Source organism: Rhodobacter sp. SY28-1 (genome assembly GCF_005222785.1).
GTDB lineage: Bacteria > Pseudomonadota > Alphaproteobacteria > Rhodobacterales > Rhodobacteraceae > Tabrizicola.
Window position 1 is genome coordinate 1193571 of sequence record NZ_STGH01000001.1, and the last position, 14412, is coordinate 1207982.

Genomic DNA, 14412 nt, shown 5'->3' on the forward strand with positions numbered 1-14412 from the left:
CCGATGACGAACATCATCCTTCTGGGGCCGCCGGGGGCGGGCAAGGGAACGCAGGCCAAGCGGCTGGAAGAGAGCCGCGGCATGGTTCAGCTGTCGACTGGCGACATGCTTAAGGAAGCGATCGCCAAGGGCACTGCGCTGGGCAAGCAGGTCGAAGGCATCATGGCCCGGGGCGAGCTGGTCACGGATGAGATCGTGATCGGCCTGATCGAGGCGAAGATGCAGGATGGCGCAAAAGGTGGCTTCATCTTCGACGGCTTCCCGCGCACGCTGAAACAGGCTGATGCGCTTGGCGAGTTGTTGACACGGACCGGGTCGACACTTGACCGTGTGGTCGAGATGCAGGTGGACGACGCAGCGTTGGTCGACCGGATCACCGGTCGGTACACCTGCGGCAACTGCGGCGCGGTCTATCACGACAAGACCCACCCGACGAAGGTCGCAGGCACCTGCGACGTTTGCGGCAGCACGAACCTCAAGCGGCGGGCTGACGACAACGCCGAGACGCTGAAAACCAGGCTGATGGAATACTACAAGAAGACGTCGCCGCTGATTGGCTACTACTATGCCAAGGGTCTGCTGGCCTCGGTTGATGGCCTGGCGGATGTGGATTCGGTTTCATCCGAGATCTCGTCCGTTCTGGACTGAGCGCGTCGCCCGACCGGTGCGGCGGGCCGCAACGACCGCCAATTGTGGCAATGATGAGAAGCATTCCGGGGGTGCCGTAGCAAATGCGGCACCCCTTGATTTTCGGCCATAAATTGGCCCGGAAAAGATCAGGCGTGGCACATCGCGACAGATTATTTCTGCCACAATTTCCGGATCATTTCGCCACACATTGTTAACGTTAGCGGAGCCAACTGCATGTCTGATGCCAAACCATTGTACCGTACAACCCTGCCGAACGGCATGGAGGTAGCCTACGTCGACAAGGGGACGAAGAACCCGCTCGGGCTGACCCGCGAGCTGTACGAGAGGGGTGGCTACTCGCCCGCATTCGACGATCTTCCGAAGAAGTAGGCTCCATACCGAAGGCGGCCTGTATCGGGAACCGCGCCATTCGACTGGCGCGGTTCTTCGTTTTTCAGGATGGGCGTGAGCGATCAGATACGCCCGTCAGGTCCTGCGAGCCAACAGGCTGCCCGATCCACTTGACGGCACCAGGAAAACCCCATATGGCACGGCGTCCCGCGGTGGAATCACCTTGCGGGCCTTCCATATTGGAAGATCGTATCGCCGGGTTAACTGCCCGTGCGGTGTTGTGAAAAAAGGTTCTGGCGTTACGGAACCGCAACGAAGAAGGACGACACGTTTGGCACGTATTGCTGGCGTCAACATTCCGACCGCGAAACGGGTTCCGATCGCGCTCACCTACATCACCGGGATCGGCCCCCACACCGCCCAGACCATCTGCGAAGCGCTGAAGATCGACACCGCCCGCCGGGTCAACCAGCTGACCGACAGCGAAGTGCTGGCGATCCGCGAATACATCGACGCGAACCTGACTGTCGAAGGCGACCTGCGCCGCGAAGTCACGATGAACATCAAGCGTCTGATGGACCTGGGCTGCTACCGCGGCCTGCGTCACCGCAAGGGCCTGCCGGTCCGCGGCCAGCGCACGCACACCAACGCTCGTACCCGCAAAGGCCCCGCGAAGGCCATTGCCGGCAAGAAGAAATAAGGGGCGCTGAGATATGGCACGCGATACCAAAACCGCCCGCACCAAGAAAAAAGAACGCAAGAACATCGCCGCTGGTGTGGCGCATGTGAACTCGTCGTTCAACAACACCAAGATCCTGATCTCGGACGTTCAGGGCAACGCGATCTCGTGGTCGTCCTCGGGGACCATGGGCTTCAAGGGCTCGCGCAAGTCGACGCCCTATGCTGCCCAGATGGCCGCCGAAGATGCTGGCCGCAAGGCGCAGGAACACGGCGTCCGCACGCTGGAAGTCGAAGTTCAGGGGCCGGGTTCGGGCCGTGAATCGGCGCTGCGCGCTCTGGCTGCCGTGGGCTTCCAGATCACGTCGATCCGCGACGTGACGCCGTTGGCCCACAACGGCTGCCGTCCGCCGAAGCGCCGCCGCGTTTAAGGTTTTGATTTCGACCGGGCCGTGAGGGTGTTCCCTCGCGGCCCGGTTTTCGTCGTTTACGATCCTCGGGCGTCCGCCGGCTTTCGGACATCGGCAGCGGACAAGAATAGGGGCTTCAGAATGATCCATAAGAACTGGCAGGAACTCATCAAGCCGACGCAGCTGGTCGTGAAGCCGGGGGCAGATGCCGCCCGCGTCGCGACCGTCATCGCCGAGCCCTTGGAGCGTGGCTTCGGCCTCACGCTGGGCAACGCGCTGCGCCGTGTGCTGATGTCTTCGCTGCAGGGCGGGGCCATCACCTCGGTCCAGATCGACAACGTGCTGCACGAGTTTTCGTCGGTGGCCGGGGTCCGTGAAGACGTGACCGACATCGTCCTGAACCTGAAGGGCGTGTCGATCAAGATGGACGTGGACGGCCCGAAGCGGCTGTCGATCTCGGCCAAGGGCCCGGGCGTTGTCACTGCAGGCGACATTTCCGAATCCAGCGGCATCGAAGTCCTGAACAAGGACCACGTCATCTGTCACCTGGACGAGGGCGCGGACGTGTTCATGGAGCTGACGGTGAACACCGGCAAGGGCTATGTCTCGGCGGACAAGAACCGCCCTGAGGACGCTCCGATCGGCCTGATCCCGATCGACGCGATCTATTCGCCGGTCAAGAAGGTCAGCTACGAAGTGCAGCCGACCCGCGAGGGCCAGGTGCTGGACTATGACAAGCTGACGATGAAGATCGAAACCGACGGCAGCCTGACGCCGGACGACGCCGTGGCCTATGCCGCGCGCATCCTGCAGGACCAGCTGTCGATCTTCGTGAACTTCGAAGAGCCGGAATCGGCCAAGGTCGGCGAGATCGACTCGGGCCTCGAGTTCAACCCGCTGCTGCTGAAGAAAGTGGACGAGCTGGAGCTTTCGGTCCGGTCCGCGAACTGCCTGAAGAACGACAACATCGTCTACATCGGCGACCTGATCCAGAAGACCGAGGCGGAAATGCTCCGCACCCCGAACTTCGGCCGCAAGTCGCTGAACGAGATCAAGGAAGTGCTTTCGGGCATGGGTCTGCATCTTGGCATGGATGTCGAAAGCTGGCCGCCGGAGAACATCGAGGACCTGGCCAAGCGCTTCGAGGACCAGTTCTGACAATCGTAGGGTGGGCAGTATTGCCCACCCTACCAATGCCCGGCCATCCGGGGAACCCTGGGCAATCCCGCCCCAACGACGCTGTCCGCACGCACGAGCAGCAACACAAAGCAAAACGAGACGATAGGAGACCATCATGCGTCACGCCCGCGGCTACCGCCGCCTGAACCGTACCCACGAACACCGCAAGGCGCTGTTCGCCAACATGGCCGGCTCGCTGATCGAGCACGAGCAGATCAAGACCACTCTGCCCAAGGCCAAGGAACTGCGCCCGATCGTCGAGAAGCTGGTCACTCTGGCCAAGCGCGGCGACCTGCACGCCCGCCGCCAGGCCGCGGCGCAGCTGAAGCAGGACATGCATGTCGCGCGCCTGTTCGACGTGATCGCGGCCCGCTACAAGGACCGTCAGGGCGGCTATGTCCGGATCCTGAAGGCCGGCTTCCGCTATGGCGACATGGCGCCGATGGCGATCATCGAGTTCGTCGACCGTGACACTTCGGCAAAAGGCGCCGCCGACCACGCGCGCACCGAGGCTGCCGAAGCCTGATCGAGGCTTCCTCCTGAAGATTTCTGAAGGCCCGTCAATCTTGGCGGGCCTTCGGCTTTGCGGGCACTGTCTGGCCAGATCGTGGCCTGACTGACGCCATGTTCTGTCAGCAAGATACTGGTATACCCTGAACTTTACACTTAAGGTTGAGAGAAGCCTTGCGGGGGAACAAAGGCTGATGTCGCAGAGTAAGAAGTTGACCGAACTGTACGAGGAATTGCACGACCTGGCACCCGAAGGGTATGCCGTTGGTCTTCACATCAGGTTTGCCAGCCCGCTTATCTATCACAGCCGATACCCTGCGGAATGGGTCGAATACTACAATTCACACTCCTACTATCTGCGAGACCCTGTGATCTTCTGGGGAATCGGAACCGCTGGAACACGCCGATGGAGCGAGATTCCGCTGCCGGACCCATTCGAATTGCTGAAGAAGGCGGCGACCTACGGTATGAAGTTCGGTGCGGTGTCGTCCTATGGGCCGATTACCTCCCGTTCGATGGCGGGGATCACCCGGTCGGACCGTGAGTTCACCGATGCAGAGTTGGAGCGACTCGCCGATATTACCGCGCGCCTGCATATCGCTGCGAAGCCGCCCTCTGAACTTACGAAAGCGCAAATCGAAGCGCTGCAATGTATTGCGAATGGGGACCGTCACACAGCTGCTGCAGCAAAGCTCGGGATTTCTGAAAGTGCCTTCAAGGCGAGACTGAATTCGGCTCGGATCAGACTGGAGGCCAGAACCGCGACCGAAGCACTCCGGAAAGCGCGCGAGTATCGACTGCTGTAGGTTTGTGATGTTTCCCTCTGACTGTGCGACGACAAAGCAGAAGGAGACGGAAATGGAAGTTACGACGCTGTCATATGACAACCTGCACAATCATGGCGAGCTGTTCGCCAACATGTTCAGGGCGCGCCATCGGGCGTTCATCCAGCACAACAAGTGGGACCTGCCGCAATCGAACGGCATGGAGTTCGACCAGTACGACACGCCTGCCAGCCGCTGGGTCGCGGTGCACGAGGGCGGCGAGGTTCTGGCCGGCATCCGGCTGACACCGACGACGCACCGCTGCGGGATCTACAGCTACATGATCCGGGACGCTCAACGCGGGTTGCTGGAATCGATTCCGTCCAACCTGCTGAATTTCCCGGCCCCGGTGTCCGAGACCATCTGGGAAAGCAGCCGCGTCTTCGTATCCGAATCCGTGCCCGCAGCGATGCGGCTTCGGGTCCAGCTGCAATTGCGCCAGGAAATGGTCAACGCCGCGCGAGACCTTGGGGCGACGTCGGTTCTGGGCCTCATTCCGGAAGCGTCGCGCCGGATCGGGCGCCGGGTCGGACTGGAATGTGAGCCGGTCGGGCCGCTTTTGAATTTTGACGGTCTGGATTGCGTCTGCGTGACCATCAACATGGCGCCCAAGATGCATTGATCGACCCGCCCGACACATGGCCCGGATGCGGCAAAGAGAGATTGGATTTGCGAGGTCGACACGCTATAGTTGTGCGGCCTCTGAAGGCTTGAAGAGTTGGAATGAGTAACCGGACGAGTATCGACGTCGAGCTTCGAAATGTGGCCAGGATGGCGAATGCAGGGTATTTCATCGGCCTGCACATTCGCTTTACTTCGCCCCTGCTGACGTTTCAGACCTACGATCAGCGGTGGATCGATCATTACACCGAGAATGGATATGTGCTGCGAGACCCGATGACCGCCTGGGGGTTTTCGCGGACAGGCTGGATCCGATGGAGCGATCCGGCCCTGCTTGATCCCTTTGGACTTTTCAAGGAAGCCGCTGGATATGGGCTGAACTTCGGCGCCACTGTCGCCTTCGGTCCGATCAAGTCGCGCACCATTGCAAGTTTTGCCCGGGATGACCGGGAGTTTCGGGACGAAGAGATCGTGAAGCTTGAACGGGCGGTGAAGCGCCTGCACGAGCTGAGTGAACCGCCCGAAGCCTTGACCGAGGCCCAGATCGAGGCCTTGAGATGCATTGCAGGGGGCGACCGGTTTGCTGCAGCAGCAGAAAAGCTGGGAATCTCGGAAAGTGCGCTAAAAGCCCGGATCAGTTCTGCCCGCGACCGCTTGATGGCGCGGACGACAGCCGAGGCCATTCAGCGTGCAAAGGACAATCGTCTGATCTGACGGCGTCTCCTGCAAGGTTACGACTTAACCCAACCTGCAGGAGAGAACTATGCAGACCACGACGCTTTCCTTTGCCAACATGCACAACCACGGCGAGCTTTTTGCCAACATGCTGCGCGCCCGGCGCGAGCTTTTCATCGGCCACAACAAGTGGAACCTGCCCGAAGCGATGGGCATGGAGTACGACCAGTACGACACTCCCGCCAGCCGCTGGGTGGTGGTCCATGACGAAACCGGGAAAGTGCTGGCAGGCAACCGGCTGACGCCCACGACGCATGGCTGCGGCATCTACAGCTACATGATCCGCGACGCGCAGCGCGGTCTGCTTGAGACGATCCCGGCGAACCTCCTTTACGATGCCGCGCCAACTGCGGGGCACATCTGGGAAAGCTCGCGTCTGTTCGTGGCGCATGACACGCCCGCTGCCATCCGCCGCCGGGTCCACACCCAGTTGATCATGCAGTTGGGCGAGACGGTGCGCAGCCTGGATGCCACGCATTGCCTGACGCTTCTCTCGGCGACCTGGCCGCGCTGGGCGGATCGGGTCGGGGTCAAGATGCGGGCGATGGGGCCGGTTCTGGTGATCGACGGGATCGAGAACCAGGTGGTCGAAATGGACTTTTCGGGCACGAAGCATTGATCCCGTCGGGCGCTGCCCCTCTTGCCGGAGGGGCGGTAGCCAGTCGACTTTCACTTGCGGGGAAGGCCGCCTAGAATAGCGGTATGGCCGACCTTTTCGACATGCCCGCCCAGCCCGACAGCGGCCCGCGCCCGCTGGCTGACCGGCTGCGGCCGAAGTCGCTGGCCGAGGTGATCGGGCAGGAAAAGGTCTTGTCACGCGAAGGCCCACTGGGGGCGATGCTGGCGGCGGGGTCCTTGTCTTCGCTGATCCTCTGGGGCCCGCCGGGGGTGGGGAAGACCACGATCGCCCGGCTGCTGGCAGATGAGACGGACCTGCATTTCGTGCAGATTTCCGCGATCTTCACCGGGGTGCCGGACCTGCGGAAGGTGTTCGAAGCGGCCAAGTTGCGGCGGACGAACGGGAAAGGGACGCTGCTGTTCGTTGACGAGATCCACCGCTTCAACAAGGCGCAGCAGGACGGGTTCCTGCCGCATATGGAAGATGGGACGATCCTGCTGGTGGGGGCCACGACCGAGAACCCCAGCTTTGAACTGAACGCCGCGCTGTTGTCGCGCAGCCAAATCATTGTTCTGGAAAGACTTTCCCTGACCGATCTGGAGCGGCTTGCGCAAAGGGCCGAGCAGGACCTGGGCCGGGCCCTTCCGCTGAAGGGCGAGGCGCGCGAGGCGATGCTGGAGATGGCGGATGGGGATGGGCGGGCCTTGCTGAACCTCATCGAGCAGGTGGCGGCCTGGAAGGTCGATGGCAACCTTACCCGTGACCAGCTTTCCCAAAGATTGATGCGGCGGGCGGCGAAGTACGACAAGTCGGGGGATGAGCATTACAACCTGATCTCGGCCTTGCACAAATCGGTGCGGGGGTCAGACCCGGACGCCGCGCTGTACTGGTTCGCCCGGATGCTGGAAGGCGGCGAGGACCCGCGGTTCCTGGCGCGGCGGATCACCCGGATGGCGGTGGAGGACATCGGTCTGGCCGACCCGCAGGCCGAGGCGGTTTGTCTGGATGGCTGGCAGACGTACGAGCGGCTGGGGTCGCCGGAAGGCGAGCTCGCCCTCGCGCAAGCCGTTGTTTATCTTGCACTCGCCCCCAAATCGAACGCCGTCTACACGGCCTACAAGGCGGCCCGCGCCGCGGCGCGGGAGACGGGGAGCCTGATGCCGCCGAAGCATATCCTGAACGCCCCGACCAAGATGATGAAAGAGCAGGGCTATGGGTCGGGCTATGCCTATGACCATGATGCCGAGGACGGGTTTTCGGGGCAGAACTACTTCCCGGAGGGCATGAAGCGGCCGGTCTGGTACCTGCCCCCCGAACGCGGGTTCGAGCGCGAATTGAAGAAGCGGGTGGAGTATTTCGCCAAGCTGCGGGCCAAGCGGCAGGACGGCTAAGCCGAGGTTAATCAGAAGTGAATGCGACCGGGAGGACGGCCCCGCAACACCCCGGTGCGAGATCGCTCAAACCCCTTGAATCGTTGAGTTAATCCTTGCAGATTCCGAACAATCCTGGCGTCTACAAGGCGTCTTCTTTCCATCTACATCGCATGCATACGCGCGTATGTCCGGGAAGCGGTTAACCAAGCTTGGCGAATCGGCGGGAAGGGCGGCAAGGTCCCGACATTGACAATCCGTCCCGCCCGCCGCAAAGGACGCCCATGTCCCTGACCCTTCCACTGATCGCGCTTGGCGGCGCTGCGGGTTCCGTCCTGCGCTACCTGATGGTTTCGGCCATCGGAGCGCCCTTGGGCACGGCGGCGGTGAACGTGTTGGGGTCCTTTGCGATCGGCGTGCTGTTCGTTGTCCTTGGCAGCCGGGAAAGCTGGCATTTCCTGCTGATGACCGGCGTCCTGGGCGGGTTCACCACCTTTTCCGCCTTCTCGCTGGACACGCTGAAGCTGGTCGAGGCGGGGCAGTCCGTGCAGGCCGCTGCCTATGTCCTGGGGTCGGTGGCCCTGTCCCTGATCGCTGTCGCGCTTGGCGTGGCGCTAGCCCGAGGCATGACATGACTGTCCAGATGCTGACCGTGACCGAGGACGAAGGCGAACAGCGCCTGGACAAGTGGCTGCGCCGGAGGTTCCCGCACCTGAACCAGGTGGCGGTGGAAAAGCTGTGCCGCACGGGGCAGATCCGGGTGGACTCGGGTCGCGTGAAGGCGTCCGACCGGGTGCTGCCGGGCCAGACCGTGCGGGTGCCTCCACTGCCTGATGCGGCACCGCGGACCGAGGCGCGGGTGCAGGGCGTGTCGGCGGCGGATGCGCGGATGATCCAGGCGGCGGTCCTGTGGAAGGACGAGCACATGATTGTGCTCAACAAGCCCGCGGGGCTGCCGTCGCAGGGCGGCAGTGGCCAGGGCGACCGGCATGTCGATGGTTTGGCCGAGGCGCTGAAGTTCGGCTACAAGGAAAAGCCCAAGCTGGTGCACCGGCTGGACAAGGACACCTCGGGCGTCCTGATGCTGGCGCGGACCGACCGGGTGGCGCGGGCGCTGTCCGAGGCGCTGCGGCACCGCAATGCGCGCAAGATCTATTGGGCCGTGGTGGCGGGCGTGCCCCATCCGCGCAAGGGGTCGATCAAGTTCGCGCTGGAGAAGGCTCCGGGTCGGGGCAGGGGGGGCGAGGGCGAGAAGATGATCTGCGTCCACCCGGCGAAGATGGCCGAGCATCCGGACGCCAAGCGTGCGCAGACCGATTACTTCACGCTGTGGTTCCTGGGCACGCGACTGTCGTGGATGGCGCTGGAGCCCATTACTGGCCGCACCCACCAGCTGCGCGCGCATATGGCCGAGATCGGGCATCCGATCATCGGGGACGGCAAGTATGGCGGGTCCGAGACCGAGAACCTGGGCGATGGCTGGGGGGCCGGGGCCGGGGGCGATCTGTCGAAAAAGCTGCACCTGCATGCGCGGTCGCTGACAATCGAGCATCCGATCACCAAGGTTCTGCTGACCTTCACCGCGCCCTTGCCGGAACACATGGCGCGGACCTGGAAGCTTTTGGACTGGAAGGAAGATGACGTGCCGGCAGATCCGTTCGAGGTGATCCGGTGAGCGTCTGGGTTGCGCGCCGGTTCTGGACCACGGCGACTGCGGTTCCGGCGGACGGGGGCTTTACCGTGCATCTGGACGGCCGCCCGGTGCGGACGCCCCTGAAGGCGCCGCTGGTCCTGCCGACGCCAGGGCTGGCCGAGGCGGTGGCGGCGGAATGGCAGGCGCAGGAGGGGACGGTCAGGCCCGAGACGATGCCGTTCACCCGGACGGCGAATTCGGCCATCGACAAGGTTGCGGCGCAACAGGCCGAGGTTGTGGAGATGCTGACGGCCTATGGCGACAGCGATCTCTTGTGCTACCGCGCCGAGGGACCGCCGGAGCTGGTGGCGCGACATGCGGCGGCCTGGGACCCGCTGCTGGAGTGGGCGGCAGTTACGCTGGGGGCGCCACTGACCGCGACGGCAGGGGTGATCCACATCGACCAGCCGGGCCAAAGCCTTGCGGCCCTGGAGGCGCAGGTCAGCGCCCTGACGCCGTTCCAGCTGTCGGCCTTTCATGATCTGGTCGCGATCTCTGGCTCGCTGGTGCTGGCACTGGCGGTGACGCATGGACGGCTGTCGGCCGAGGAGGCCTGGAGCCTGTCGCGGATCGACGAGGACTGGCAGATTTCGCTGTGGGGCGAGGACGAGGAGGCGGCTGAAATCGCCGCGCTGAAGCGCCAGGCGTTCCTGCAGGCCGACCGATTCTATGGATTGTGCGGGTAACAACTTTGCCCAAAGACTGTGCAAGGCGGGGTGCGAAGGCGGTTTGCCTGCCACAACCTTGCGAAAACAAGCCTTTTTCCTGAATCCTTCAGTGCCCGCTTGACCAACAAAAGCGCTTTCGCCGAAACTGTCGCGCAGTGGGAGGCAAACCTTCTGCAACATCGGGGCGCGATCCGCTCGCGCCACAAAAAGAACTGGCCCTAGAAGGCCACTTACTCAGGAAGAGGTAAGAATGAAAAAATCCGTATTCTTCGGCGCGCTCGCGGCCACCACTCTCGTCTCGGGAATGGCGCTGGCTGCCACCCTTGACGACGTCAAGGCGCGCGGCGAGCTTCTGTGCGGGTCGAACACCGGTCTGACCGGCTTCGGTTCGCCCGATGCCAGCGGCAACTGGTCCGGCTTTGACGTCGATCTGTGCCGCGCAGTTGCGGCAGCGGTTCTGGGCGATGCGAACAAGGTGAAGTTCGTGCCGACGACCGGCGAAACCCGCTTTACCGCGCTGCAGTCGGGCGAAGTCGACCTGCTGGTCCGCAACTCGACCTGGACCTTCTCGCGCGATACCGAACTGGCGCTGGATTTCGTCGCGGTGAACTACTACGACGGCCAGGGCTTCATGGTGAAGAAGGACCTCGGCGTTTCCTCGGCCAAGGAGCTTGATGGCGCCACCGTCTGCATCCAGACCGGCACCACCACGGAACTGAACCTCGCTGACTTCTTCAAGCAGAACAACATCAGCTACCAGCCGGTCACCGTGGCCGACGACTCGGAAGCGCAGCGCCAGTATCTGGCCGGGGCTTGCGACGCCTACACCACGGACGCCTCGGGCCTGGCCGCCAGCCGCGCGACCATGCCGGATGCGGAAAACCACGTCATCCTTCCGGAAATCATCTCGAAGGAACCGCTGGGCCCGGTCGTCCGCCATGGCGACAACCAGTGGGGCGACATCGTGCGCTGGACCTACTTCGCACTGCTTGTCGCTGAAGAAAAAGGCGTGACCGCGGCCAATGTCGAGGAAGTGCTGGCTTCGACCGCCGACGAGGAAGTCAAGCGTCTCCTCGGCGCTTCGGGCGACATGGGTGCGAAGATCGGCCTCGACAACGATGCCTTCAAGCGCTCCATTGCGGCCGTCGGCAACTACGGTGAGATCTTCGCCCGCAACATCGGCGAAGGCACCTCGATCAACCTGGCCCGCGGCCTGAACGCGCTGTGGACCCAGGGCGGTCTGCAGTACGCTCCGCCCTTCCGTTGATCCACAGGTCTTTGGGGGTGCCTTCGGGCGCCCCCGTTCCTTCTTCAAGACAATAGACCCCGCCTGGCCTGAGGCTTGACCTCGCCGTCACCGGAAACTCGGGACTGCCAGCGGGAAACAGGGGGTAGCCATGGCAATGGCAACGGACGTGCCGAAAGACGGCTTTCGGCTCTCGATGCTTATCTACGATACGCGGTACCGATCCTACACGATCCAGCTGGTCGTGCTGGTGCTGTTTGCGCTGGCGGTTGCCTGGCTGCTGAGCAACACGGTGCAGAATCTGGCAGCGCGCGGGAAAGAGTTCAACTTCGGCTTTCTCTGGCAGCGCGCGGGCTATGACATTGGCCAGCAGCTGATCCCCTACACCAACGACAGCACGCATTTCCGCGCGCTTCTGGTGGGTCTGATCAACACGCTGGTGGTGGCCTTCTTCGGCTGCATCTTCGCGACGATCCTGGGCGTGCTGATCGGCGTCCTGCGGCTGTCGAAGAACTGGCTGGTCAGCCGGTTGATGACGATCTACGTCGAGATGTTCCGGAACGTGCCGCTGCTTCTGTGGATCCTGCTGTCCTATGTGATCCTGTCCGAGACGACGCCGCAGCCGCGCGATTTCCGCGTGACCGATGAGATGGCCGCAGCTGGGAAGGAACCTGCGGCAGCGATGATGCTGTTCGACACGGTTGCCGTCACGAACCGGGGCACCAACATCCCGTCGCCGCTGTTCGAGCGCGGGCTGGGCACGTTGGATCTGGGCTTCCTGAGCCTGAACCTGACCTTCTGGGCCATTGTTGCGGTGATTGCGGGGTCGGTCTGGGTCAACCGTCGCATCCTGGCCAGCGCGCGCGCCACGCAAGAGGCGACGGGCGTCCGGCCGGTGACCTGGTGGAAGTCGATCTTGGTCCTGTTCGCGCCGTTGATCGCGCTTCTGATCGCGCTGGGCTTCCATCTGGAGATCCCGGAGCTGAAAGGCTTCAACTTCGCGGGCGGCATCCTGGTGGCGCATTCCTTCACGGCGCTTCTAATCGCACTGACCCTGTACACCGCCGCATTCATCGCCGAGATCGTGCGGGCGGGGATCATGGCGGTCAGCCGGGGGCAGTCCGAGGCGGCCTTTGCGCTGGGCCTGCGCCCGGGGCGGACGATGAACCTGATCATCCTGCCGCAGGCGCTGCGGGTCATCATCCCACCGCTGATCAGCCAATACCTGAACCTGACCAAGAACACCTCGCTGGGGATCGCGGTCAGCTATCTGGACCTGCGCGGCACGCTGGGCGGCATCACGCTGAACCAGACGGGTCGCGAGCTGGAGTGCATGCTTCTGATGATGCTGATCTACCTGACCATCAGCCTGACCATCTCGACGCTGATGAACATCTACAACAAGTCAGTCCAGCTGAAGGCGCGGTAAGATGGCCATCGAGTTTTCCCGCAAAGACATGCTTCCGCCGCTGCCGCCGCCGGTCAGCGAACGGGGGGCCGTGAAATGGGCGCGCGAGAACCTGTTCTCGACGCCCCTGAACATCGCGTTGACCGTTCTGGGCGTGCTGGTCATCTTGTGGCTGGTCAAATCCGCGTTGCCCTGGTGGCTCAACTCGGTCTGGAACGCGTCCTCGCTGTCCGAGTGCCGTGCCATCGTCGAAGCTTCGGCAGGCGCAGGCGCGACCGGGGCCTGCTGGGCCATGCTTCGGGTTTGGTGGAGCGGCTTCATCTTCGGCTTCTACCCGAGCGCGGAATGGTGGCGCCCAATCCTGTCACTTGGCCTGTTGTTTGCCGCGTTGTCGCCCGCCCTGTTTGCTGGGCAGAAGCGCAACCTGACAATCGTGATCGCTGGGGCGGCGCTGTTCCTCGTCGTCGCGCTTTACCTTGCCGAAACTCCGGCGACCGCCTTTGTCCTTAGCATGGTGCTGATCCTTGGCCTTCTGGCCTTGGCGCAAGTGGCACCGGCCAAGCTTCTTTGGTTCACACTGATCTACCCCGCGCTGATGTTGTGGCTTCTGTGGGGCGGATCGGTCTGGTTGCCCATCGTGGGCATGGCGGGCTTTGGCGTCCTTTACTTCGTCTTCCGCCTCGCCTCGCCCTTCATTGGCCTGGCACCAGCGGCGGGGCTCGGCGTGGTTGCGGCGGCGCTGTGGTGGCTTTACATCGACGTTCCGGTCGTCAACCAGCTGCAGGGCCTGTTGCCCTTCGGCATCCCGTCGATCGATTCTGATGAGTTTGGCGGCTTCCTTCTTGCCACCGTCATCGGCGTGACCGCGATCACCTTCTCTTTGCCTATCGGCATCCTGCTGGCGCTGGGCCGACAGTCGGACATGCTGATCGTCAAGACACTGTCGGTCGGGTTCATCGAGTTCATCCGGGGCGTGCCCCTGATCACGCTTCTCTTCACCGCCTCGCTTCTGCTGCAATACTTCCTGCCGCCGGGGACGAACTTCGACATCATCCTGCGCGTCATCATCCTGGTGACGTTCTTTGCGGCCGCCTATCTGGCCGAGGTGATCCGGGGCGGTCTGGCTGCGCTGCCGCGTGGCCAGTACGAGGCGGCGGATGCGCTGGGCCTGGACTACTGGCGTGCGCAGCGGCTGATCATCCTGCCGCAAGCGCTGAAGATCTCGATTCCGGCGATCGTCTCTACCTTCATCGGCCTGTTCAAGGACACCACGCTGGTGGGCCTGATCGGGCTGTACGAACCGCTCAAGGGTATTACCCAACTGGTTCGCGCCGACACCAACTGGAAGGGCATCTACTGGGAGCCCTATATCTTCGTGGGCGTCATCTTTTTTGTCATCTGCTTCGGCATGTCCCGGTACTCGATGTACCTGGAACGCAAGCTGAAGACCGATCATCGCTAAGGGCACAT

The 14412-nt window shown here is 62.9% G+C and carries 17 protein-coding genes; all 17 read left to right on the top strand.

Annotated features, from left to right (window positions below; translation table 11 throughout):
• The first annotated feature begins 3 nt into the window (after positions 1 to 3).
• The 17 genes from E8M84_RS05820 to E8M84_RS05895 all read left to right on the top strand — a co-directional run bounded on the left by E8M84_RS05820 (position 4) and on the right by E8M84_RS05895 (position 14404).
• Positions 4 to 648: an adenylate kinase gene (locus tag E8M84_RS05820; protein WP_137110205.1), complete on the top strand. Its 645-nt coding sequence runs from the start codon at positions 4 to 6 to the stop codon at positions 646 to 648.
• Between the two features lie 216 nt (positions 649 to 864).
• Positions 865 to 1020 carry a hypothetical protein gene (locus E8M84_RS21400; protein ID WP_170971856.1) on the top strand — a complete coding sequence of 52 codons (156 nt, stop codon included), beginning with the start codon at positions 865 to 867 and terminating at the stop codon, positions 1018 to 1020.
• Positions 1021 to 1312: 292 nt separating this feature from the next.
• Positions 1313 to 1681, top strand: coding sequence for a 30S ribosomal protein S13 (gene rpsM / locus E8M84_RS05825; protein WP_137110206.1), 369 nt, complete (start codon positions 1313 to 1315; stop codon positions 1679 to 1681).
• 13 nt (positions 1682 to 1694) lie between these two features.
• Positions 1695 to 2090, top strand: coding sequence for a 30S ribosomal protein S11 (rpsK, locus tag E8M84_RS05830; RefSeq protein WP_137110207.1), 396 nt, complete (start codon positions 1695 to 1697; stop codon positions 2088 to 2090).
• A 120-nt stretch (positions 2091 to 2210) separates the two neighbouring features.
• Entirely contained in the window at positions 2211 to 3227 is a 1017-nt protein-coding gene (locus E8M84_RS05835; protein ID WP_137110208.1) for a DNA-directed RNA polymerase subunit alpha, read from the top strand.
• Between the two features lie 136 nt (positions 3228 to 3363).
• The gene (gene rplQ / locus E8M84_RS05840; RefSeq protein WP_137110209.1) at positions 3364 to 3774 is read left to right on the top strand and encodes a 50S ribosomal protein L17; all 411 of its coding nucleotides are present in this window, start codon (positions 3364 to 3366) and stop codon (positions 3772 to 3774) included.
• A 196-nt stretch (positions 3775 to 3970) separates the two neighbouring features.
• Positions 3971 to 4564 (top strand): autoinducer binding domain-containing protein, encoded by a 594-nt coding sequence (locus tag E8M84_RS05845; protein ID WP_346763681.1) that lies wholly within the window; start codon positions 3971 to 3973, stop codon positions 4562 to 4564.
• Positions 4565 to 4616: 52 nt separating this feature from the next.
• Positions 4617 to 5204: an acyl-homoserine-lactone synthase gene (locus E8M84_RS05850; RefSeq protein ID WP_137110211.1), complete on the top strand. Its 588-nt coding sequence runs from the start codon at positions 4617 to 4619 to the stop codon at positions 5202 to 5204.
• 101 nt (positions 5205 to 5305) lie between these two features.
• A complete protein-coding gene (locus tag E8M84_RS05855) occupies positions 5306 to 5917 on the top strand; it encodes an autoinducer binding domain-containing protein (protein WP_137110212.1) in 612 nt (203 codons plus the stop codon).
• Between the two features lie 49 nt (positions 5918 to 5966).
• Positions 5967 to 6557: an acyl-homoserine-lactone synthase gene (locus E8M84_RS05860; protein ID WP_137110213.1), complete on the top strand. Its 591-nt coding sequence runs from the start codon at positions 5967 to 5969 to the stop codon at positions 6555 to 6557.
• Positions 6558 to 6640: 83 nt separating this feature from the next.
• Positions 6641 to 7948, top strand: coding sequence for a replication-associated recombination protein A (locus E8M84_RS05865; protein WP_137110214.1), 1308 nt, complete (start codon positions 6641 to 6643; stop codon positions 7946 to 7948).
• Positions 7949 to 8211: 263 nt separating this feature from the next.
• The gene (gene crcB / locus E8M84_RS05870) at positions 8212 to 8562 is read left to right on the top strand and encodes a fluoride efflux transporter CrcB (RefSeq protein ID WP_137110215.1); all 351 of its coding nucleotides are present in this window, start codon (positions 8212 to 8214) and stop codon (positions 8560 to 8562) included.
• Positions 8559 to 9602: an RluA family pseudouridine synthase gene (locus E8M84_RS05875; protein ID WP_137110216.1), complete on the top strand. Its 1044-nt coding sequence runs from the start codon at positions 8559 to 8561 to the stop codon at positions 9600 to 9602. The genes crcB and E8M84_RS05875 overlap by 4 nt, the downstream gene beginning before the upstream one ends.
• Complete coding sequence (locus tag E8M84_RS05880) at positions 9599 to 10306, top strand: ATP12 family chaperone protein (RefSeq protein WP_137110217.1); 708 nt, start codon at positions 9599 to 9601, stop codon at positions 10304 to 10306. Before E8M84_RS05875 ends, E8M84_RS05880 begins: the two co-directional genes overlap by 4 nt.
• A gap of 232 nt (positions 10307 to 10538) precedes the next feature.
• A complete protein-coding gene (locus E8M84_RS05885; RefSeq protein ID WP_137110218.1) occupies positions 10539 to 11555 on the top strand; it encodes an amino acid ABC transporter substrate-binding protein in 1017 nt (338 codons plus the stop codon).
• Positions 11556 to 11685: 130 nt separating this feature from the next.
• Complete coding sequence (locus tag E8M84_RS05890; RefSeq protein WP_137110219.1) at positions 11686 to 12963, top strand: amino acid ABC transporter permease; 1278 nt, start codon at positions 11686 to 11688, stop codon at positions 12961 to 12963.
• A gap of 28 nt (positions 12964 to 12991) precedes the next feature.
• A complete protein-coding gene (locus E8M84_RS05895; RefSeq protein ID WP_137110220.1) occupies positions 12992 to 14404 on the top strand; it encodes an amino acid ABC transporter permease in 1413 nt (470 codons plus the stop codon).
• Positions 14405 to 14412: the final 8 nt, after the last annotated feature.

Bases quoted from the DNA above. Each gene is read 5' to 3' on its own strand.
- E8M84_RS05890 (WP_137110219.1), top strand. From the start codon at position 11,686: ATGGCAATGGCAACGGACGTGCCGAAAGACGGCTTTCGGCTCTCGATG.
- E8M84_RS05895 (WP_137110220.1), top strand. From the start codon at position 12,992: ATGCTTCCGCCGCTGCCGCCGCCGGTCAGCGAACGGGGGGCCGTGAAA.
- E8M84_RS05835 (WP_137110208.1), top strand. From the start codon at position 2,211: ATGATCCATAAGAACTGGCAGGAACTCATCAAGCCGACGCAGCTGGTC.
- E8M84_RS05820 (WP_137110205.1), top strand. From the start codon at position 4: ATGACGAACATCATCCTTCTGGGGCCGCCGGGGGCGGGCAAGGGAACG.
- E8M84_RS05875 (WP_137110216.1), top strand. From the start codon at position 8,559: ATGACTGTCCAGATGCTGACCGTGACCGAGGACGAAGGCGAACAGCGC.
- E8M84_RS05855 (WP_137110212.1), top strand. From the start codon at position 5,306: ATGAGTAACCGGACGAGTATCGACGTCGAGCTTCGAAATGTGGCCAGG.
- E8M84_RS05860 (WP_137110213.1), top strand. From the start codon at position 5,967: ATGCAGACCACGACGCTTTCCTTTGCCAACATGCACAACCACGGCGAG.
- rpsK (WP_137110207.1), top strand. From the start codon at position 1,695: ATGGCACGCGATACCAAAACCGCCCGCACCAAGAAAAAAGAACGCAAG.
- E8M84_RS05885 (WP_137110218.1), top strand. From the start codon at position 10,539: ATGAAAAAATCCGTATTCTTCGGCGCGCTCGCGGCCACCACTCTCGTC.
- E8M84_RS05865 (WP_137110214.1), top strand. From the start codon at position 6,641: ATGGCCGACCTTTTCGACATGCCCGCCCAGCCCGACAGCGGCCCGCGC.
- rplQ (WP_137110209.1), top strand. From the start codon at position 3,364: ATGCGTCACGCCCGCGGCTACCGCCGCCTGAACCGTACCCACGAACAC.
- crcB (WP_137110215.1), top strand. From the start codon at position 8,212: ATGTCCCTGACCCTTCCACTGATCGCGCTTGGCGGCGCTGCGGGTTCC.
- E8M84_RS21400 (WP_170971856.1), top strand. From the start codon at position 865: ATGTCTGATGCCAAACCATTGTACCGTACAACCCTGCCGAACGGCATG.
- E8M84_RS05850 (WP_137110211.1), top strand. From the start codon at position 4,617: ATGGAAGTTACGACGCTGTCATATGACAACCTGCACAATCATGGCGAG.